21 protein-coding genes are annotated in these 21,002 nt (G+C 62.2%); 9 read left to right on the top strand and 12 right to left on the bottom strand.

What is annotated here, in order from left to right; translation table 11 throughout:
* Positions 1–19: 19 nt before the first annotated feature.
* Both ilvD and chrA read right to left on the bottom strand, forming a co-directional pair.
* Positions 20–1,855 carry a dihydroxy-acid dehydratase gene (gene ilvD, locus PU133_RS07525; RefSeq protein WP_404864138.1) on the bottom strand — a complete coding sequence of 612 codons (1,836 nt, stop codon included), beginning with the start codon at positions 1,853–1,855 and terminating at the stop codon, positions 20–22.
* A gap of 114 nt (positions 1,856–1,969) precedes the next feature.
* Entirely contained in the window at positions 1,970–3,292 is a 1,323-nt protein-coding gene (chrA, locus tag PU133_RS07520; protein WP_404864470.1) for a chromate efflux transporter, read from the bottom strand.
* 322 nt (positions 3,293–3,614) lie between these two features.
* On the opposite strand from chrA, the gene PU133_RS07515 reads away from it, so the two are divergent.
* The 5 genes from PU133_RS07515 to PU133_RS07495 all read left to right on the top strand — a co-directional run bounded on the left by PU133_RS07515 (position 3,615) and on the right by PU133_RS07495 (position 7,271).
* Positions 3,615–4,289, top strand: a complete 675-nt coding sequence (locus PU133_RS07515) for a 50S ribosomal protein L25/general stress protein Ctc (protein ID WP_404864137.1) — start codon at positions 3,615–3,617, stop codon at positions 4,287–4,289.
* Positions 4,290–4,391: 102 nt separating this feature from the next.
* On the top strand, positions 4,392–5,123 hold the full coding sequence (gene pth / locus PU133_RS07510; RefSeq protein ID WP_126009172.1) for an aminoacyl-tRNA hydrolase: 732 nt from the start codon (positions 4,392–4,394) through the stop codon (positions 5,121–5,123).
* An 82-nt stretch (positions 5,124–5,205) separates the two neighbouring features.
* Entirely contained in the window at positions 5,206–6,309 is a 1,104-nt protein-coding gene (gene ychF, locus PU133_RS07505; RefSeq protein WP_404864136.1) for a redox-regulated ATPase YchF, read from the top strand.
* An 18-nt stretch (positions 6,310–6,327) separates the two neighbouring features.
* Positions 6,328–6,807, top strand: coding sequence for a MaoC family dehydratase (locus PU133_RS07500; RefSeq protein ID WP_126009168.1), 480 nt, complete (start codon positions 6,328–6,330; stop codon positions 6,805–6,807).
* Positions 6,804–7,271: a MaoC family dehydratase gene (locus PU133_RS07495; protein ID WP_404864135.1), complete on the top strand. Its 468-nt coding sequence runs from the start codon at positions 6,804–6,806 to the stop codon at positions 7,269–7,271. Before PU133_RS07500 ends, PU133_RS07495 begins: the two co-directional genes overlap by 4 nt.
* A gap of 13 nt (positions 7,272–7,284) precedes the next feature.
* Here the strand turns inward: PU133_RS07495 and PU133_RS07490 are convergent, their stop codons facing one another.
* The 6 genes from PU133_RS07490 to PU133_RS07465 form a co-directional block, all read right to left on the bottom strand.
* Entirely contained in the window at positions 7,285–7,827 is a 543-nt protein-coding gene (locus PU133_RS07490) for an adenine phosphoribosyltransferase (protein ID WP_404864134.1), read from the bottom strand.
* 188 nt (positions 7,828–8,015) lie between these two features.
* Entirely contained in the window at positions 8,016–8,870 is an 855-nt protein-coding gene (locus tag PU133_RS07485) for a cytochrome c1 (RefSeq protein WP_404864133.1), read from the bottom strand.
* Positions 8,871–8,899: 29 nt separating this feature from the next.
* Positions 8,900–10,198, bottom strand: coding sequence for a cytochrome bc complex cytochrome b subunit (locus tag PU133_RS07480; protein ID WP_404864132.1), 1,299 nt, complete (start codon positions 10,196–10,198; stop codon positions 8,900–8,902).
* A gap of 20 nt (positions 10,199–10,218) precedes the next feature.
* The gene (petA, locus tag PU133_RS07475; protein ID WP_404864131.1) at positions 10,219–10,794 is read right to left on the bottom strand and encodes a ubiquinol-cytochrome c reductase iron-sulfur subunit; all 576 of its coding nucleotides are present in this window, start codon (positions 10,792–10,794) and stop codon (positions 10,219–10,221) included.
* Positions 10,795–11,039: 245 nt separating this feature from the next.
* On the bottom strand, positions 11,040–12,905 hold the full coding sequence (locus PU133_RS07470) for an ABC transporter ATP-binding protein (RefSeq protein WP_404864130.1): 1,866 nt from the start codon (positions 12,903–12,905) through the stop codon (positions 11,040–11,042).
* Positions 12,906–12,971: 66 nt separating this feature from the next.
* On the bottom strand, positions 12,972–14,825 hold the full coding sequence (locus PU133_RS07465; protein WP_404864129.1) for an ABC transporter ATP-binding protein: 1,854 nt from the start codon (positions 14,823–14,825) through the stop codon (positions 12,972–12,974).
* 257 nt (positions 14,826–15,082) lie between these two features.
* On the opposite strand from PU133_RS07465, the gene PU133_RS07460 reads away from it, so the two are divergent.
* A complete protein-coding gene (locus tag PU133_RS07460) occupies positions 15,083–15,553 on the top strand; it encodes a tRNA (cytidine(34)-2'-O)-methyltransferase (RefSeq protein WP_404864128.1) in 471 nt (156 codons plus the stop codon).
* A gap of 24 nt (positions 15,554–15,577) precedes the next feature.
* Here the strand turns inward: PU133_RS07460 and PU133_RS07455 are convergent, their stop codons facing one another.
* Positions 15,578–15,838, bottom strand: coding sequence for a hypothetical protein (locus PU133_RS07455; protein ID WP_126012931.1), 261 nt, complete (start codon positions 15,836–15,838; stop codon positions 15,578–15,580).
* A gap of 166 nt (positions 15,839–16,004) precedes the next feature.
* Here PU133_RS07455 and hemF point away from each other — a divergent pair, with 166 nt between their 5' ends.
* Together hemF and PU133_RS07445 are read left to right on the top strand one after the other, a co-directional pair.
* Positions 16,005–16,916: an oxygen-dependent coproporphyrinogen oxidase gene (hemF, locus tag PU133_RS07450; RefSeq protein ID WP_404864127.1), complete on the top strand. Its 912-nt coding sequence runs from the start codon at positions 16,005–16,007 to the stop codon at positions 16,914–16,916.
* Between the two features lie 86 nt (positions 16,917–17,002).
* A complete protein-coding gene (locus PU133_RS07445) occupies positions 17,003–17,197 on the top strand; it encodes a DUF1059 domain-containing protein (protein WP_404864126.1) in 195 nt (64 codons plus the stop codon).
* Here PU133_RS07445 and PU133_RS07440 read toward each other — a convergent pair whose 3' ends face one another.
* The 3 genes from PU133_RS07440 to PU133_RS07430 are packed head-to-tail and all read right to left on the bottom strand — an operon-like array spanning position 17,198 to position 19,769.
* Positions 17,198–18,499 (bottom strand): CCA tRNA nucleotidyltransferase, encoded by a 1,302-nt coding sequence (locus PU133_RS07440; RefSeq protein WP_404864125.1) that lies wholly within the window; start codon positions 18,497–18,499, stop codon positions 17,198–17,200. It lies immediately after the preceding gene.
* Entirely contained in the window at positions 18,496–19,155 is a 660-nt protein-coding gene (locus PU133_RS07435; RefSeq protein WP_404864124.1) for a CoA pyrophosphatase, read from the bottom strand. The genes PU133_RS07440 and PU133_RS07435 overlap by 4 nt, the downstream gene beginning before the upstream one ends.
* Positions 19,156–19,163: 8 nt before the next feature.
* Positions 19,164–19,769: a DUF1285 domain-containing protein gene (locus tag PU133_RS07430; RefSeq protein WP_404864123.1), complete on the bottom strand. Its 606-nt coding sequence runs from the start codon at positions 19,767–19,769 to the stop codon at positions 19,164–19,166.
* 213 nt (positions 19,770–19,982) lie between these two features.
* Here PU133_RS07430 and PU133_RS07425 point away from each other — a divergent pair, with 213 nt between their 5' ends.
* Positions 19,983–20,999, top strand: coding sequence for an AAA family ATPase (locus tag PU133_RS07425; RefSeq protein WP_404864122.1), 1,017 nt, complete (start codon positions 19,983–19,985; stop codon positions 20,997–20,999).
* The last annotated feature ends 3 nt before the right edge of the window (positions 21,000–21,002 follow it).

Genomic DNA, 21,002 nt, shown 5'->3' with positions numbered 1-21,002 from the left:
ATTGGACCGTGGAGAACTCCTACTCCGGCAAGATCCGCACCGCGCCCTTATCGGCGCTCGATGCGAAGGCGGCGTAGGCCTTCAGAGCGGTTGTGACGTTGCGCTTGCGCGGCGCCGCCGGCTTCCAGCCAAGCCTGTCCTGTTCGGCACGACGCTGAGCCAACTCGTCTTCAGCGACGGCCAGATTGATTGTGCGATTCGGGATATCGATCTCGATCATGTCGCCATCGCGCACCAGCCCGATCATCCCGCCCTGCGCTGCTTCCGGCGACGCGTGGCCGATGGAGAGGCCGGACGTGCCGCCTGAGAAGCGGCCATCGGTAACGAGCGCGCAGGCCTTGCCGAGACCTTTCGACTTCAAATAGCTCGTCGGGTAGAGCATTTCCTGCATGCCCGGTCCGCCCTTCGGCCCTTCGTAGCGGATGACGACCACATCGCCGGCCTTCACCTCATTGCCGAGAATGCCCTTCACCGCCGCATCCTGGCTTTCGAAGACGACCGCTGGACCGGTGAATTTCAGGATCGACTCGTCTACGCCCGCCGTCTTCACGATGCAGCCGTCGAGCGCGATGTTGCCCTTGAGCACGGCAAGACCGCCATCCTTGGAGAAGGGATTCGCGACAGAGCGGATAACGCCATTTTCGCGGTCGATGTCGAGCTCTTCCCAACGCGCTTCCTGGCTGAATGCCACCTGGGTCGGAATGCCGCCGGGCGCTGCGCTGAAGAACTTGCGCACGCTCTCGCTCGACGTGCGGCCGATGTCCCAATGGTCGATCGCATCGCCAAGCGTGGGTGCATGCACGGTCGGGCTGTCGCGATGAATGAGCCCGCCCTTTTCCAGTTCGCCGAGGATCGACATGATGCCGCCTGCCCGGTGGACGTCTTCCATGTGAACATCCGACTTAGCGGGCGCCACCTTCGACAGGCACGGCACCTTGCGCGACAGCTGGTCGATGTCGTCCATGGTGAAATCGATCTCGCCCTCATGGGCGGCGGCGAGGATATGCAGCACCGTGTTGGTCGAACCGCCCATGGCGATATCGAGCGACATGGCGTTTTCGAAGGCCCGCTTGTTCGCGACATTGCGCGGCAGGACGCTTTCGTCCTCCTGCTCGTAATAGCGCTTGGCGATATCGACGATAAGGTGACCGGCCTCCACGAACAGCCGCTTGCGATCCGCATGCGTGGCGAGCGTGGAGCCATTGCCCGGCAACGAGAGGCCGAGCGCTTCGGTCAGGCAGTTCATCGAATTGGCCGTGAACATGCCCGAGCACGAGCCGCAGGTCGGGCAGGCGGAGCGTTCGATCGCCTTGACGTCTTCGTCGGACACGCTGTCGTCGGCTGCAGCCACCATCGCATCGACGAGGTCGAGCGCCTTCACCTTGCCGTTCAGCACCACCTTGCCGGCTTCCATTGGCCCGCCGGACACGAAGACGGCAGGGATGTTGAGGCGCATGGCAGCGTTCAGCATGCCGGGCGTGATCTTGTCGCAGTTGGAGATGCAGACCATGGCGTCCGCGCAATGCGCGTTGACCATGTACTCGACGCTGTCGGCGATGATCTCGCGCGACGGCAGCGAATAGAGCATGCCGTCATGGCCCATGGCGATGCCGTCATCGACCGCGATCGTGTTGAACTCCTTGGCGACACCGCCGGCGGCCTCGATTTCGCGCGCGACGAGCTGGCCGAGATCCTTGAGGTGCACGTGGCCCGGCACGAACTGGGTGAAGGAGTTCACGACCGCGATGATCGGCTTGCCGAAATCGCCGTCCTTCATGCCGGTGGCGCGCCAGAGGCCGCGCGCGCCGGCCATGTTGCGGCCATGGGTCGTGGTGCGGGAGCGATATGCGGGCATGATTATTTCAATCCGTGTCGGTGTCAGGAAATGCCGTTGCGTAATTCGGGCCGCACCTTCGGTCAAGCATCCGGCTTTGTCCACCGATGGAGCGGAATTTCCGGTGCCGGATCTTCAGCCGAGCGTGAGGATCACGCCAGCGGCCGCAGCCGCTCCGAGAACGAGAAAGATGTTGAGGTGAAACCGGATGAGCGCAATGCCGGCGGCGAGCGCGATGGCAAGAGCCGCAATATCCAGCGCCGCCGGATCGAACGAAGGGAGCGAGAACGGGCCCCAATCGACACTCGACGTTTCGCCGAAGAGAACCTGCAGGCCGAACCAGACGGCAAGATTGGCGATGACGCCCACCACGGCTGCCGTGATGGCGGAAAGTGCTGCCGAAAGCCATTTCACGCCGCGCAGGCGCTCGATGTAAGGCGCGCCGACGAAGATCCAGAGGAAGCAGGGAATGAACGTGAAGAAGAGCGCCGTCGTGCTGCCGAGAACGCCGCCCGTGACCGGATCGAGACCGGACATGCGCGATGCGCCCAGGAAGCCAACGAAGACCAGAACGAGAATGAGCGGTCCCGGCGTCGTCTCGGCCAGTCCCAGGCCCGTCAGCATTTCGTCCGGCCGCAGCCAGCCGTAAAATTCAACCGCCTGCTGCGCCACATAGGCAAGCACCGCATAGGCCCCGCCGAATGTGACGATCGCGGTTTGCGAAAAGAACAGAGCCTGATCCGCAAACACCTGCCCCCTGCCGAAAATGATGACGAGCAAGGCGAGCGGACCGAGCCAGAGCGCTCCCCAGACGGCAAGCGTCTTCACCGTCGACGAAAACGGCACCTTCGGTTCCGGCAGGACGTCATCTGCCGGCTGGCCGGAATCCGCAGCGCCGAAGACGCGATGACGCAGAATCCCGAGAAGGCCGGCCGCGGCGATGATCAGCGGGAACGGCACCTGCAGAAACGCAATAGCCACGAAAGCGGCAATCGCGATGGCATAGGCGAAGCGTCCGTGCAGCGCGCGCCTGGCGACCTTGATCATTGCTTCCAGCACGATTGCGAGAACCGCTGCCTTCAGGCCGAACAGCAACCCATCGACGATCGGCACGTCGCCCAGCGTGATGTAGAGGATCGAAAGCCCCAGCAGCACGAAAAAGCCGGGCAGGACAAAGAGAAGGCCGGCCAGAAGCCCGCCGCGGACGCCTTTTAGAAGCCAACCGGAATAGGTGGCGAGTTGCATGGCCTCGGGTCCGGGCAGCAGCATGCAGAAATTCAGCGCATGAAGGAACTGCGGCTCGGACAACCAGCGTTTTTCATCGACCAGTATGCGATGCATGAGCGCGATCTGGCCCGCAGGCCCCCCAAAGGAGAGAAGCCCGATCTTGCCGAAGGTTTGAAAGAGCTCGCCCATCTCGACGGTCGGCCGTTCGGCAGCGAGATTGTCGCCGGTCATCGTCGATCGCTGCACTGTCATCGTCGCGGTCCTGATAAAATGCGTTTTACTCAGGCACCCATGCCGCGCCCGTGTAACAGTTCCGTGTCGTTCTACCGGCCGCAGCCTCGATCACAAGGCAAGGCTTTTCAAAATTGGACGTCTCCGCGCGAAAGCCGGCCGTGCTTGCGCTTTTTCCACCTGTCGGTTATAGACGCGCCGTCCGCGTAGACACCCTTGGAGGCAACGCGGATGGATCTCTCGACATGAGCGGTTCCACGTTTCGCGACTTCCTTAACTGGAAACGCGGGGCGCTCCAGATCATACCTCGAAAGGAAATGCCATGAGCGACACATACGAGCTCAAGGCCGAGGCGCGCGAACGGGTTGGTAAGGGGTCCGCCCGTGAACTCCGCCGCAACGGCAAAGTCCCTGCAGTCATCTACGGTGACAAGCAGCCCCCAATGGCCATCACGCTTCCCTCCAAGGAAGTGACGCTGAAGATCCGTGGCGGTGGTTTCATGACCACGGTTGCAACGATCGACGTGGATGGCAAGAAGATCCAGGTTCTCCCCAAGGACTACCAGCTGGATCCCGTCCGTGACTTCACCATGCATGTCGACTTTCTGCGCGTCGGCAAGAACACGGTCGTCACGGTCGAAGTCCCGGTGCATTTCGAAAACGAAGAAGCCTCGCCCGGCATCAAGCAAGGCGGCGTCCTCAACGTCGTGCGCCACACGGTCGAAGTTCACTGCCCGGCAGACAAGATCCCGGACGCTTTTGTTGCAGACCTCACCGGTCTCGAAATCGGCGACGGCATCCACATCTCCAACATCACCCTTCCGGAAGGCGTCGAGCCGACGATCACCGATCGCGATTTCACCATCGCAACGATCGCTGCTCCGGCTGTCCTGACGGCCGAGGAAGAAGCTGAAGGCCAGGAAGCGCCGGAAGCCGATGAAGTCGAAGCCATCGAGCAGAACGACGAAGCAGAAGAAGAAGGCGGCGAAGAGAAGTAATTCTTCTTGTCCCTGTTGTCTTTGGGTCGGCCCGGACGCTTGGCGCTCCGGGCCGATCGCTTTATACGACCTTGAAACAGCCGCAAGGTAAGGATCACGCGCATGCTGGTGATTGCAGGGCTCGGAAATCCCGGTTCGCGCTATCAGGCAAACCGCCACAATATCGGCTTCATGGCCGTCGACGCGATCGCGCGGGCTCAGGGCTTTTCCGGCTGGTCGAAGAAGTTCAAGGCCGAGATCGCGGAGGGCGAGATCGGCGGCGAGCGGGTTCTGCTGGTCAAGCCGCAGACCTTCATGAACCTGTCGGGCGAATCCGTTGGCGAGGCCTTGCGCTTTTACAAGCTCGGCCCGGATGCGCTGACCGTGATCTATGACGAGCTCGACCTTGCGCCCGGCAAGGTTAGGATCAAGACCGGCGGCGGCCATGGCGGCCACAACGGCATCAAGTCGCTCGATGCGCATGTGGGCAAGGACTACCGCCGCGTGCGCCTCGGCATCGGCCATCCGGGCGCGAAGGAGCTCGTGCACAACCATGTGCTCGGCGATTTTGCGAAGGCGGATGCAGTCTGGCGCGATCCGCTGCTCGATGCGATTGGCACCCATGCGGGGCTTCTCGTCTCAGGCGACGATGCCGGCTTCATGAACAAGATCGCCACCGCGATCGGCAGCTCTTCGGAAAATACCGGCGATGCGCCTTCCGCAAAGACTTCAGGCGCTGGCAAGGCAAAAAGCCACATCCGACAGGCCAACCGCCCCATGGGCACAAATCAGCCGGTTTCCGGCCCGATGGCAGACATGCTGAAGCGGCTCTTCGGCAACAAGAACGGCGAGTGACGGTGAAAGCGGTTGACGATCGTCGACCCCTTCCCGCATACGCCACCCAATCATCTTTTAAGCAATAGCGGACGCACCATCCATGGGTTTCAAATGCGGCATCGTCGGACTGCCCAATGTCGGCAAGTCGACGCTTTTCAACGCGCTGACCAAGACGGCGGCAGCCCAGGCAGCGAACTATCCGTTCTGCACTATCGAGCCGAACACCGGCGAAGTTGCAGTGCCCGATGAGCGGCTGCGCAAGATTGCAGCGATCGCCAAATCCAAGGAGATCATCCCGACGCGCATCTCCTTCGTCGACATCGCTGGCCTCGTGCGCGGCGCCTCGAAGGGCGAAGGCCTCGGCAACCAGTTCCTCGCCAACATCCGCGAAGTGGATGCCATTGTCCACGTGCTGCGCTGCTTCGAGGATGACGACATCACCCATGTGGAAGGCCGGATCGATCCGGTCGCCGATGCCGAAACAATCGAGACGGAGCTGATGCTCGCCGATCTGGAGAGCCTCGAGCGCCGCACCGAACAGACCCGCAAGCGCGCAACCGGCAAGGACAAGGAAGCCGCTCTGCTCCTGCCGATGATGGAAGCGTCGCTGAAGCTTCTGCAGGAAGGCAAGCCCGTGCGCCTGCTGCTCGAGGGCATGGCTGCGGAAGACCTGAAGATCTTGCGCACGCTCAACCTTTTGACCTCGAAGCCCGTGCTCTACGTTTGCAACGTCGCCGAAGGCGATGCGGCGGAAGGCAACGCGCACACGAAGGCTGTCGCCGAGATGGCTGCCGCCCAGGGCGCCGAGGCAGTGGTCATCTCCGCCGCGATCGAGTCGGAAGTGGCCCAGCTGCCGGAAGCCGAAGCGCGCGAATTCCTCGACGCCATGGGCCTCGAAGAGCCCGGCCTCGATCGCCTCATTCGCGCGGGCTACCGCCTGCTCGAGCTCATCACCTATTTCACGGCCGGCCCGAAGGAAACGCGCGCCTGGACCGTGAAGCGTGGTTCCAAGGCCCCCCAGGCCGCCGGCGTCATCCATTCGGACTTCGAGCGTGGCTTCATCCGCGCACAGACGATCGCCTATGACGACTATGTCGAGCTCGGCGGCGAAGTGCCCGCCAAGGAAGCCGGCAAGGCGCGCGACGAAGGCAAGGAATATGTCGTTCAGGACGGCGACGTTCTCCTGTTCCGCTTCAACACGTAAGCGACCGCCAGACCCGCCATGTACGATCAAAGCTTCATCCATTTCGAGGACATGGAACCCGGCCGCTCTTTCGAGCTTGGTCCGGTCACGGTCTCGGCGGAAGAGATCGTCGAGTTTGCCCGCCAGTTCGATCCGCAGCCGATGCATCTGAGCGAAGAAGCCGGCAAGGCAAGCATTCTCGGCGGCCTGGCAGCGTCCGGCTGGCACACATGCGCCATCCTGCACCGCATGATGTACGATGCCATGATCCGCCGCACGGCTTCCGAAGGCGGCCCAGGCATTGATTACGCGGAATGGAAGAAGCCCGTGCTTGCCGGCGATACGCTCACCGGCACCTGCACCGTGCTGGAGGCTCGCCCGTCAGCGTCGCGACCCCAGATCGGCATCGTGACGATCGAAAACAAGCTCTATAACCAGCGCGGCGAACTCGTCTGCGAGACGAAGCAGCCGACCATGATCCGCCGTCGTGACCACACCACGGCAGGAGCCACGGCATGAGCCCGCTTGATTATTACGAGATCGGCGCGCGTCAGGATTTCGGCACGCACACCTTCACCGCCGAAGAGATCATCGCCTTCGGAAAAGCATTCGACCCGCAGCCATTCCATGTGGATGCGGACGCAGCGAAAGAGAGCCTCTTTGGCGGCCTCTGTGCGTCCGGTTGGCATACGGGTGCCGTCTGGATGCGCATGATCTGCGATTTCCGCGAGAAGGAGACCGCGCGCATCAAGGCGGAAGGCGGCACACCGCCGATCCTCGGTCCCTCCCCCGGCATCCGCAACATGCGCTGGCTGAAGCCGGTTTTCGCCGGTGAGACGATCCGCTTCGGCTGCGATGTGGTGAATGCGCGAGAACTGCGCTCAAAACCCGGCTGGGGCATCGTCGAGACGCGCAACTTTGCCGAAAACGCCAAAGGCGAGCGCGTCATGGAATTCGACAGCGCTGTCCTGATCCAGATCTGAGAGATCGCAGAGCTTAGTGACCGTCGAAGGAGACGAGGGTGCGCACGTCGACGCCCATGTCTTCTAACTTCTTGCGGCCACCGAGATCCGGCAGGTCGATCACGAAGCAGGCCGCCACGATATTCGCCCCCATCTGCGTCAGAAGCTTGCAGGCGGCCTCTGCCGTCCCTCCAGTGGCAATCAAATCGTCGACGACGATGACCTTCTCGCCGGGCGTGATGGCGTCACGGTGCATCTCCATCTCGTCCACGCCGTATTCCAGGCTGTAGGCGATCCGCACCGTGTCGTGCGGCAACTTTCCCTTCTTGCGGATCGGCACGAAGCCGGCCGAAAGCTGGTGCGCGACCGCGCCGCCGAGAATGAACCCGCGTGCCTCTATCCCCGCAATCTTGTCAATCTTGGTGCCAGCATAGGGATGCACGAGATCATCCACCGCCCGGCGAAACGCCCGCGGATCGCCAAGCAGCGTCGTGATGTCACGGAAGACGATGCCCGGCTTCGGATAATCCGGAATGGCGCGGATGGACGAAACGAGGTCGCGATAGCGGTTTTCCATCAAGCTCTCCTACAGGGCGTGGCGCGTGACAAGACAGAGCGGCTAACGGCTCGCCGTCCCGAAAACGCATAAACAGAAATCTGAGACCAGTTGGGACGTTTCGGAGCGCGAAGCACGCGCGTGGTGGACATGAAAAAGGCGCCACTCTTGTGACGCCTTTTTCTCAATGACTGGTTTTGGAAACCGGATCAATGATCCGTCCGCGACCACACCGCTTTCTTGGTGAAGAACAACAGCACGGCAAAGATCAGCAGGAAGATAACGACCCGGAAGCCGGTCTGCTTACGATCTTCAAGGTGCGGCTCGGCCGCCCACATCAAGAAGGCACTGACGTCGGCCGCATACTGGTCGAGCGTCTCCGGCGAACCATCGTCATAGGTCACGAGCCCGTCGGAGAGCGGCGGCGCCATCGCAAGCGAAGGACCCGCGATATAGTACGGATTGTAGTAGGTGCCCTCGGGGATCGTCACCCCTTCCGGCGCATCCGTGTATCCCGTCAGCAGCGAGTACAGATAATCGGGACCGTTTTCGGCATACATCGTGAAGATGTCGAAGACGAAGTTCGGGAACCCTCGCTCGACCGCGCGTGCCTTGGCGAGCAACGAGAAGTCAGGCGGAATGGCGCCGCCCATCGCCGCTGCAGCGGCCTGGGGGTTGGCGAACGGTGCCGGGAAGTGGTCGGAGCCAGTTGCCGGACGCATGAACATGTCGCCATTGGCGTCCGGACCGTCCTGAACCTCGTACTGGGCCGCGAAGGTGCGAACCTGATCTTCGGAGTAGCCGAGATCGGCGAGGCTGCGGAAAGCAACGCGGTTCATCGAGTGACAGACGGCGCAGACTTCCGTGTAGACCTTCAGGCCACGCTGCAACTGGCCCTTGTCGTAGGTGCCGAACGGACCTGCAAACGACCAGTCCACGTGACGCGGCTTGTTGATCGGGTAATGCGGGGTCTCACCTTCCGCAGCCTGCGCGCCGAGTGTCGCCGTGAAGGCGATACCGACGGCCAAGGCGGCCGACAGAAGGCTAGCCAGACGAATTTTCATGAGAATTTCCTTTCAGACTCGTCTGGACGTCAACCACGGTGTTCCGGCGAAGCAGGCGCTGCGGCAGGTCGGCCCGCACCAGCCTTCTTCGCAAGCACGGCTTCCGAGATCGAATTCGGCACGCGACGCGGCGTCTCGAACATGCCGAGAAGCGGCATGATGATCAGGAAAAATGCGAAGTAGTAGAGAGTGGAAAGCTGCGAAGCCGTCACGTACCAGCCTTCTGCCGGGCGCGAGCCGAGCCAGCCGAGGAAGACGGCGTTCACGGCGAAGATCCAGAAGAACAGCTTGTACCACGGGCGATAGACAGCCGACCGAACCTTGGACGTGTCGAGCCAGGGCAGGAAGAACAGGACGATGATCGAGCCGAACATGGCCAGAACGCCGCCGAGCTTGGAGTCGATCGGTCCGATGTTGAAGGTGATGGCGCGCAGGATCGCGTAGAACGGCAGGAAGTACCATTCCGGAACGATGTGCGACGGCGTCACCAGCGCATTGGCGGGGATGTAGTTGTCCGCATGCCCGAGATAGTTCGGGATGTAGAAGATGAAATAGGCATAGACCGCCAAGAACACGACCAGTGCCAGCGCATCCTTCGTCGTGGCGTAGGGCGTGAAGGCGACCGTGTCGGTCTTGGTCTTCACGTCGACGCCCGTCGGGTTCGTCTGGCCCGTCACATGAAGCGCCCAGACGTGCAGGATGACGACGCCCGCGATCATGAACGGCAGGAGATAGTGCAGCGAGAAGAAGCGGTTCAGGGTCGGATTGTCGACCGCGAAGCCACCAAGCAGCAGCTGCTGGATCGGCTCACCGATGACCGGGAATGCCGTGAAGAAGCCGGTGATGACGGTCGCACCCCAGAAGGACATCTGGCCCCAAGGAAGAACGTAACCCATGAAGGCCGTTGCCATCATGAGAAGCAGGATCACGACGCCGAGGATCCAGAGGACTTCGCGCGGCGCCTTGTAGGAGCCGTAGTAGAGACCACGAGCGATGTGGATGTAGACGGCGATGAAGAAGAACGATGCGCCGTTCGCGTGCATGTAGCGCAGGAGCCAGCCGGAGTTGACGTCGCGCATGATCTTTTCGACGGAATCGAAGGCAACGCCTGTCTCCGCCGCATAGTGCATGGCCAGCACGATACCGGTCAGGATCTGGATGACCAGCATGACCATCAGAATGCCGCCGAACGTGTAGGCGTAGTTCAGGTTGCGCGGGACCGGATAGGAGACGAACGAATCATGCAGCAGCCGCGGCAGAGGCAGCCGGCTGTCCATCCACCGGCCGACGCCGGACGCAGGTACGTAGGTAGAGTGTTCACCGCTCATGTTGGAAATCTCTCCTCGCCTCAGCCGATCGTGATCATCGTGTCGGACGCGAATGTATAGGGGGGAATCGGCAGATTGAGCGGCGCCGGACCGGTGCGGATGCGGCCCGCGGTATCATAGTGCGAGCCGTGGCACGGGCAGAACCAGCCACCAAAATCGCCTGCCTGACCGAGCGGCACGCAACCGAGATGGGTGCACGAGCCGATCATCACGATCCAGTTCTCGCGACCTTCACCGGCGGAACGGTAGAGATCGGTGGCAGGCTCGGAAGGCGCATTTTCGTTCTGCGACGTCGGATCCTTGAGCTCGGAAAGCTCGACGGCCTGGGCTTCGGCGACTTCTTCTTCCGTACGGTTGCGGATGAAGACAGGGCGTCCACGCCACTGAACCGTCAGCGACATGCCGGGCTGAACGCCGGAAACGTCGACATCGATCGAAGCGAGGGCGAGGGTCGATGCATCTGGGCGCATCTGGTCGATGAACGGCCAAGCGACTGCCGCCGCACCGACGACACCTACCATGCCCGTCGTCAGATAAAGAAAGTCCCGGCGGGTGGGCTCACCGCTGAGGTCTGCTGTCGTTTCGTGTTCGCTCACGGCTCAAACATCCTTTGCGCATGATCATGGCGGACGTCGCAGCAACGCGGCTGCGGCCTGTGGAACAGGAGACAATTCCCCCGCGCGACAGCCCTCGCCGATCGCCCGTCAATTGGGCGCGTTCTATGCTCACAGTCAAATTATGTCCAGTCTCGTCACAGTCATATGGGCAGATTGTCGCGCCCATACGCTGAGGTTCCACAAGCTCTTTGCGGTCCGAACGCCACAATGTGGCAACAGTGGCCCTATTCCGCTGCCATGTCTCCTGCGATGAAGCCACCCGACTGGCGCGACCAGAGGTCCGCATAGAGGCCGCCGCGCGCGACGAGCTCCTTGTGCGTGCCGTCTTCGATGATCCGGCCTTCGTCCATGACGATCAGCCGATCCATCGCCGCGATCGTGGACAGGCGGTGCGCGATCGCAATCACCGTCTTACCTTCCATCAGGCGCGCCAGATTGTCTTGGATCGCGGCTTCCACCTCGGAATCGAGTGCCGACGTCGCCTCGTCGAGGATGAGGATCGGTGCGTCCTTGAGCATCACGCGCGCGATCGCGATCCTCTGGCGCTGACCACCCGAAAGCTTCACCCCGCGCTCGCCCACATGCGCGTCGAAACCGGTGCGCCCCCGAGCATCTTCGAGCTTGCCGATGAAGCCCGCTGCCTCGGCGCGCTCCGCGGCCTTCAGCAACAGGGCATCGTCCGCATCCGGACGTCCGAAGCGAATATTGTCGCGGATCGAGCGATGCAGCAGCGATGTGTCCTGCGTGACCATGCCGATCTGTGCCCGCAAGCTTTCCTGGGTCACCTTTGCGATGTCCTGGCCATCGATCAGGATGCGACCACCCTCCAGATCGAAGAACCTGAGCAAAAGGTTGACCAGCGTCGATTTGCCGGCACCGGACCGGCCGATGACGCCCACCTTTTCGCCAGGCTTGATCGTCAGCGACAGATTTTCGATGACGCCCGAGCCCTTGCCATAGTGGAAGGTGACGTTCTCGAACGCGATGCTCGGTCGATGGACGGTGAGCGTCTCCGCCCCGGCGTGGTCGACGAGACCGATCGGCTGGGCCACCAGTTCGGCCGAATTCTGGATCGTGCCGAAATTGCGCATCAGGCCGTTGAGCTGCGTCATCATGCGGCCGAGCAGCATGTTCAGCCGCAAGACGAGCGCCATGGTGAAGGCGACCGCGCCGCTGGTGACGGCACCCGTCAACCAAAGATGGACCGAAAAGGCGCCGATCATCGCGATCATCAGGCCCGACAGAAGCGCGAGTGTCGCGCGAACCGCCGTCAGGTTTCGCGTAAACGGGATGATGGCCGCGATGAAGCGGTCGAAACCGTCACGGATATAGCGGTCGTTTTCGTCTTCCCGGGCAAAGAGTTTCAGCGTCTGCATGTTCTGGTAGCTGTCGACGAGCCGGCCGTTCAGCATCGACGACGCCTCGGCGGACGCCCGCGCCCAGCGGCGGATGCGCGGCACGAAAAAATAGGCAAGCCCGCAAAACGCTGCGATCCAGAGCCCGACCATGGCGGAAAGCCGCCAATCGAGCTGCGCGATCAGCGCCATGGTCGTGGCGGTATAGATGATGACGAACCAGACGACCTGCAGCAGACTGACCATGAAATCGCCCGTTGCCTGCCCCGCTTGCCATACCTTCGTGACCACACGGCCTGCAAAATCGTTCTGGAAAAAGCTGAGGCTTTGGCGCGCCACATGCGAATAGGCCTGCCAGCGCACGAGATTGTAAAACCCCGGCACGATCGTCTGCTCTTCGACGAGCGCCGCCAGCGCGGTGATCACGAAGCGGGCCACGACGATGACGAGCAGCATGAACAACAATTCGGGCCCGTGCGCGGCGATCAGACCTTCCCAGCCGCTGGCGCGCTCGACCGTGTCCAGCAGATCGACGATCCGGCCGACGAAATAGAAGAGCGCCGCTTCCAGCAAGGCGACGAGGCCGCCAAGCACCAGCATGGCGAAGAAGGGCCAGCGCGCCTGGCGGATATAGAACCAGATAAAGGCCAGCACGCTGGAGGGCGGCTGGAGGTTCTGCGTTTCGCGAAAAGGATCCACCCAGCCTTCGAACAGCCGGAAAATGCGCTTGACCATCGACCCGCATATAATGCGCTGGCACGCTCCCGCAATTGCGGGAACGTGCGTTTGCCTCAGGAATGGCTATTCGGCCGCTTCGTCCTGTCGCGGCTCGGTGGAGATGAACCCGCCGGACTGGCGCGACCACAGGTCCGAATAGAGACCTCCGCGCCCCGCCAGCTCGCCATGCGTGCCAGTCTCGACGATCCGGCCTTCGTCGAGCACAACGAGCCGATCCATCTCCGCGATCGTTGACAGGCGGTGGGCGATCGCGATGACCGTCTTGCCCTCCATCAGGTCGAACAGGTTCTCCTGGATCGCGGCTTCCACCTCGGAATCGAGCGCGGACGTCGCCTCGTCGAGTACCAGAATCGGCGCATCCTTCAGAAACACGCGTGCGATCGCGATGCGCTGCCGCTGGCCGCCCGACAGTTTCACGCCCCGCTCGCCTACATGTGCGTCGAGCCCGGTCCGACCCTGCTGGTCGCTCAGTTCCGAAATGAAACCCCAGGCATTGGCGCGCTTCGCCGCCTCAATGATCTCCGCATCGCTCGCTTTCGGCTTGCCATAAGCGATGTTGTCGCGAATGGACCGGTGCAGCAGCGAGGTATCCTGCGTCACCACGCCGATATGGGATCGCAGGCTGTCCTGCGTAACGTCAGAAACATCATGTCCATCGATGAGCACACGGCCCGCCTCCACGTCGTAGAACCGCAGCAGAAGGTTGATCAGCGTTGTCTTGCCGGCACCCGAACGGCCCACCAGGCCGATCTTCTCGCCGGCGGCGATCGACAGGGTCAGGTTCTCGATGACCCCGTTGTCCTTGCCGTAATGGAAGCGGATGCCGTCGAAATCGATGCGCCCCTTGCGCGTCTGCAGCGGCTTCGCATTCGGTTTGTCGACGACGTCCCGCTCCTTCGCCATCATGTCCATGCCATCGATGACGACGCCGATATTCTCGAAGAGCGCGGAAACTTCCCACATGATCCACTGCGACATGCCGTTCATGCGCAGCGCGAGACCGATCGCAACGGCAATCGCGCCGACGGAGACGGCATTGCCGAGCCACAGGCCGATCGAAAGCGCAGCCACCGCAAAGACAAGGATCGCGTTGTTCACGTAGATCAGGACCTGGAACATGGTCACCAGGCGCATCTGCCGATGAACCGTTCCCAGGAAGTTGTCCATGCTTTCACGCGCGTAAGCTTCTTCACGGCCGGCATGGGAGAAGAGCTTGACGGTCGAGATGTTGGTGTAGCTGTCGACCACCCGCCCCGTCATCATCGAGCGGGCGTCGGCCTGGACGCTGGAGACCGCCCGCATGCGCGGCACGAAATAGACGACGAGCGACACATAGATGATCAACCAGAAGACCAGCGGGATCGCCAGCCGGACATCCGCCGCGGCGATCATCACGATCATCGAGATGAAGTAGACCGAAACATAGACGAAGACGTCCAGCATCTTCATCACCGTCTCACGCACCGCGAGCGAGGTCTGCATCACCTTCGTGGCGACGCGGCCCGCAAACTCGTTGGCGAAGAAGGTCAGGCTCTGGCGCAGGAGATAGCGGTGCATCTGCCAGCGCGCGATCATCGGATAGTTGCCGAGCAGCGTCTGGTGGATGAGCACCGATTGCAGGAGAACGACGGTCGGCAGGCCGACCAGGACGAGCGCGCCCATGGCAAACAGCGTCCAACCCTCGCGCTGAAGGAAACCTTCAGGCTCGGCGGTCGCCAGCCAGTCGACGATCGAGCCCAGGAAGCCGAAGAGCAAAACTTCGCCGATCGCGATCAACGCGGTCAGGCACGCCATGGCGATCAGATAAGGCGCGGCATCCTTTGAATAATGCCAGCAAAACGCCACGAAACCCTGCGGTGGACGCTCCGGATCAGCCTCTGGATAAGGATTGAGACGGCGTTCGAACCACGAAAACATCAAGACATCTTTCAATATGGGTCCAGCAGGCGCTGGAGAATGCCTCGCAAAAGGCGATCTGGCAGACGACACGGTGCGAACACTGTCTTCGGAATGGCACCGTCGAACTCGGTCCCGGCCGTGCGCGGGAGATCGCCGATGGGGCAAGAGGAATGTTTCAGCCAAATAGTGCGCCGATGCAGATTTCGCCAGACCGACCGCGGCCGTCTCACGCATCCCATTGCCAGCACAGTGTGACACTGGCATAGCGGCACGGCATGCATAGCCTTTCACTCGCCCTTTTTCAGCCTGACATCCCTGGGAACGCGGGGACGATCCTGCGTATGGCGGCGTGTCTTGGCCTGTCGGTCCACATCATCGAGCCCGCCGGATTCGATCTCTCGGACAAGGCTCTGAAACGCGCCGGCATGGATTATGCGGCGCAGGCGGCGCTCGTGCGCCATATCAATTTTGACCATTTCGAAGCGTGGCGGGCGCAAGAGAAGCGGCGTCTCGTGCTGGCGACCACGAAAGGCGCCGTCGGCTACACGAACTTCCGGTTCGACCCGAGCGATGTCCTGCTGTTCGGCCGCGAAAGCGCTGGCGTTCCGGACGATGTCCACGCGCTTGCAAACGCCCGCATTCTCATCCCGATGCAGCCCGGCATGCGATCGCTCAATCTCGCGATCTCGACAGCGATGGTCGCCGGCGAGGCCCTCAGGCAGACGGGTGCATTCGCCGCCGAATAGAAATGAAGGCCAAAGGGGTAAAGATCAGTCGGCGGTCGGCAGGCGCCGCATGGTAAATTCGATTCGGTCGTCGGGAAGCTGCCGCCAGGTCTCGATTTCCGTCCAGTAGGCGGCCTTTGGCCAGGTATCGAGCCATTCGCGGGCCTTGGCGCGAGCAGCCATGCGCGGCAGCACGAAGGTTTCGCGCACGAAGGTCGACGTGGAGCCCGTGGCGCCTTCGCGCCGCCCCTTGCTGATCTGCCTGCGCAGGCCCTCCATCGGGGGTTGCGGCTGTCGACGAACCATCATGTCCTCGCGGCTTCCAGTCCTGATCATCAAAAGATAGACATCGGTATCGGCGAAAGCGAGTCGAATCGTCGCGGCCGGGCCGTGCCAAGCCGGTTGCAAATCGCGGCCTGCCGGGCAAACTGCGCATCGGGCGGACGAGCCGCCGACACGGGGGCATTGAGCTATGGAAAGACCGGACCTTCCGGCCACACATCCAGACGACATCGAAGGCAAAAAGGTGCGCGCACGCGCCTGGTTCGAAACGCTGCGCGACACGATCGTCGCCGCCTTCGAAACGCTGGAGGATGAAGTTCAGGGTCCGCTTTCCGATCAGGAGCCCGGTCGCTTCGTTCAGACGCCTTGGAGCCGGGACGACGGTGCGGGCGGCGGCGGTGTCATGTCGCTCCTCAACGGCCGCGTGTTCGAAAAAGCCGGTGTCCACACCTCGACCGTTTACGGCGAGTTCTCACCCGAATTTCGCAGCCAGATCCCCGGCGCAGAGGAAGACCCGCGCTTCTGGGCATCGGGCATTTCACTGATCGTGCACCCGGTCAATCCGAACGTACCGGCCGTGCACATGAACACCCGCATGGTCGTCACATCGAGCCAGTGGTTCGGCGGCGGCGCCGACCTCACCCCCGTGCTCGACCGTCGTCGCACGCAGGACGATCCCGACACCCAGCTCTTCCACCGGGCGATGGAAATTGCGTGCAACCGGCACAAGGTTGCCGACTATCCGCGCTACAAGGCCTGGTGCGAGGAATATTTCCACCTGAAGCACCGCAACGAACCGCGCGGCATTGGCGGAATCTTTTTCGACTGGCTGCGCTCCAGCGAGGAAAAAGGCGGCTGGGACGCGGATTTCGCCTTTGTGCAGGATGTCGGCCGTGCTTTCGCGATCGTCTATCCGAAGCTGGTGCGCGCCAATTTCAACGAGGGCTGGACGGAAGAAGACCGAGACGAGCAACTCGTGCGCCGCGGCCGCTACGTCGAGTTCAACCTGCTCTACGACCGCGGCACGATCTTCGGTTTGAAGACCGGCGGAAACGTCGATTCCATCCTGTCTTCCCTGCCTCCGGTGGTGCGCTGGCCCTAACCGCGATCATCCTCCATCACGAACAAATTGGGCGCCAGCGCGTTTTGCTGGTAGTCTTCAAGTTCCGGACAGAGGAGGAAACGATCATGAAGACGTTCCAGTGCGGATCGCTCGTGCCTGGCTGTTCCTGGCAAACGAGCGCTGATGAAGAAGCGGAAGTCGTGCGCCGCGCCGTCGACCACATGCGCACGACACACGGCGAAATCGTCATTCGCGAATCCATGGTCGACGCCATCAAGCAGCGGATAGAAGACGGACCAGCGAGCCGTCAGGCAAGCTGATCAGCTCTCCTTTTCGGCGATCAGCGCGGCGGCCTTCGAAAGGAGGTCGTCGCGCGTCATGATGAAATTGCTGGAAATCCACATCTCTTCAAGTTCCGACAGCAAGGCCCCGAGCTTCGGCCCCTGCTTCAGACCAAGATCCGATAGGTCCTTTCCGCTGATCGGAAAGACCGGCCGCTGCCACTTTCCAAGGCGCTCGATCAGCCGCGCGTAACCGGCGGCCTCCGCAAGGGCGCCCGTCTCCGACCGCGCCCGCATCCGGGCCGAAGCGAGCTTGAGCTTGAGCCGATCCATCAAGGCGGGCCCACTCGCCCGGTAGGCATGCTTGTGGAAGACGACGTCCGTTGCGCCATGGGCCGGATCTTCAGCCCGCGCATAGGCCTGCAGTCGCCGCGCCTCGGCGCGCGACATCTTCAACCGCTTGGCCATCGCCTCCAGCCGGGCTTCGTCCGGCGGCACGATCGCAAGCAGCCGCAGGAGCGGGTCCGGCTCCCAGCCGAACGCCTCCTCGGCGTGGACGAGACCATGGATCGAATCGATCCCCCACTTTTCGGTTTCCGGCAGGACTTCCGTCAAAACACCGGATTGTCGCATCCACAGCAGCGCACGGGATGGATCGCGGGCAGCGAGAAGCTTCTTGAGTTCCGCCCACACCCGCTCGGCCGAAAGTTTGGCGATGCCTTGCTTGTGGCGCGCAGCCGCACGAATCCCATCGGCATCCGGACGTCCGCCGCCGAAATGGGCAAAGAAGCGGAAAAACCGCAAAATGCGCAGATAATCCTCGGATATCCGCAGATCGGCGTCGCCGATGAAGCGGACTGTCTTCGTCTCGATGTCTGCAAGCCCGTCGACCAGATCGACAAGCCCCCCATTGCGATCGAGATAGAGCGCGTTGATCGTAAAATCGCGCCTGGCGGCATCCTCGGCCCAATCGGTGCCGAAAGCGACGACGGCGCGTCGCCCATCGGTTTCGACGTCCGTGCGCAGCGTTGTCACTTCGAAGGTCTGGCCGTCCACGACCAGCGTGACCGTGCCGTGCTCGATACCGGTCGGCAGAGACTTGATCTTCGCTGTCTCTGCCCGTTGGATGACCTCCTTCGGCTTCAGGTTCGTAGCCAGATCGATATCGACGACCGGCAGCCCCATCAGCGCATTGCGCACCGCCCCGCCGACGATCCGCGTATCGGCGGCCTCGTCGTTCAAGAGATCCAGAACGCGTTGGACCCCGGCAGCCTTGAACCACGGCGCCTCGCGCAGTGTTTCAGCGCTGGAAGCCACATCCCCCGTAACGTCCGTCGTCATCCGTAAAGCCTCTCATAGAGCATCCGCAAAATCCCCGCGGTCACCCCCCAGATGAACCGATTCTCGTACGGCATTGTGTAGTAATGGCGTTCGCGCCCCTGCCACACCCGACTTTCGCGAATGTGATTCTCAGGCGTCATAAGGAAAGAAAGCGGCACCTCAAAGACCTCAGCCACTTCTTCCGGATTGGGAACGAGCGAATATCCCGGCCTCACGACCGCGAGAACCGGCATGATCCTGAAACCCGACATGGTGAGATAAGGCGGCAACTGACCGACAGGCGTGACGAAGGCGGGATCGAGCGCGATCTCTTCCTGTGCTTCGCGGATGGCAGCCGCTTCGGGCGAACCATCCTCGGGATCGATCTTGCCGCCCGGAAACGCGACTTGTCCGGAGTGTTGGCGCAGGCTTCCCGCCCGCTGCGTAAGGATGAGGCGCGCATCGGCTGCGCCATCATCGATCACCGGAATCAAAACGGCCGCATCGCGCCGCGCAACTGCCTCGAGCTGATCTGCGAGATCCGGGTTCAGGGCATGGTCGCCATGGTGGCGAAACGCGTCTGCGATTTCGGCTGCGCTGCGCTGGTGAAGGACCGCGCGCTGCCGGAAGGTTTCGGCGCTGAAGCGATGCAACCCCGCCGGATCATCGATACGCATCGTCGATCTCATCCAGCTGCGAGATCGGCGGCGGGCATGATCGGAAAGACGGCGCCGGCCGATCGCAGGCAAATCGTCGCCTTTCCATTCACGTCTTCCGTGACGGCGCGTTCGACGAGATCGTAGGTCAAGGCCCGGGTGACGAGCGCTTCTAGCCGTCCCCGCACATGCAGATAGGGCTTCAGCGCGCCATCGGGTTCGGTGGCCTCGAACCGGATCGGATGCTCGGGCCCGGCTTCGACCAGATCGCCGACATTGGTGCGGAACGTCAGCACTTCGTGTCCATCGCGCATGGTCGCGCTCATCTCCACCGCAAGAAAAGGGGCATCTTCGATATGCACGACAACCTTTTCCACAGGCGTGACGAGATAGGTCTGCCCGTCCTCATCCTTGCGAAGGACCGTGGAAAAGAGGCGCACGAGCCGCTCCCGGCCAATCGGCGTGCCCTGGTAGAACCAGGTACCGTCAGCGGCAATGCGCATGTCGATATCGCCGCAATGATCCGGATTCCACGTCTCGACAGGCGGCAGGCCTCTTCCGGTGACAGCCCGACTTATCAAAGCGGCAAGATCGCTCTCGCCCATGTCGGATTTGGCCGGGTCATGCTGCGTCATATCTGCTCTGCTTCCTGCCATTGTTCCGTCCAGCTTGCCCGCTAACTCACCAGATAGTTATTCGAAACATGCTTGCTAGCGAAGGGCGTCGGAATAAGCTTGGCTTCGATCCCCTCATGCGGTCACCTGATCCTTGATGCGGGACGAGCGAGAAAAGCGTTCCGGCCGTTCGCCAGAGCTCCGTCAGCAACCGATCGAAAGGGCCTCGACCCAATGGGCGCCATGCAACCGACCGCCACGCCGCTGGATGAAAAGGCGATCGTTCGCTCCGCCGAGCAGGCACTGGAAGACATCGCCCGCATTCGCGCGGAAGTCGCCAAGGTCATCTTCGGCCAGGACAGCGTGGTCGAGCAAACGCTGCTCGCGATTCTCTCAGGCGGTCACGCGCTGCTCGTCGGCGTTCCTGGGCTGGCCAAGACCAAGCTTGTCGTGACGCTGGGCACCGTGCTCGGTCTCAATGCCAACCGCATCCAGTTCACGCCCGACCTCATGCCGTCCGACATCATCGGCTCGGAGGTCATGGACCAGGATGACAGCGGCAAGCGCTCCTTCCGCTTCGTGCGCGGCCCTGTCTTCACGCAGCTTCTGATGGCAGACGAAATCAACCGTGCCTCGCCCCGCACCCAGTCGGCTCTGTTGCAGGCGATGCAGGAATATCACGTGACCGTCGCCGGCGAGCGCAACGATCTGCCTGCCCCGTTCCACGTGCTCGCGACCCAGAACCCGCTCGAGCAGGAAGGCACTTACCCCCTGCCCGAGGCACAGCTCGACCGGTTCCTGATGCAGGTGGACGTGCGCTATCCCGAGCTCGAAGCCGAACGCCAGATCCTGCTCGAAACTACAGGTGTGCGTGAGAGCGATGCTTCGGCGGTGCTCGATGCGGCGCGTCTTCAGGAAATTCAGGCGCTCATCCGCCAGATGCCGGTCAGCGAAACCGTGGTCGACGCCATCCTTTCGCTCGTGCGCGCGGCCCGGCCCGGCAACGGCAACGAGGCCACCGACCGGCATGTCGCCTGGGGCCCCGGCCCCCGTGCCGGCCAGGCGCTGATGCTTTGCGCCCGTGCCCGAGCTCTCTACGATGGCAGGCTTGCACCTTCGATCGACGATGTCGATGCGCTGGCCGAACCGGTGCTGCAACACCGCATGGCCTTGTCCTTTGCAGCGCGCGCGGAAGGCATGAGCCTGCGCGACGTGATCGCCGATCTCGTGAAATCAAGAGCGAGGCGGTAAGCG

It is taken from the genome of Georhizobium sp. MAB10 (assembly GCF_045012825.1).
GTDB lineage: Bacteria > Pseudomonadota > Alphaproteobacteria > Rhizobiales > Rhizobiaceae > Georhizobium > Georhizobium profundi.
Note: the sequence above shows the minus strand (reverse complement) of the source record. Positions and strands in the feature narration are given on the sequence as shown.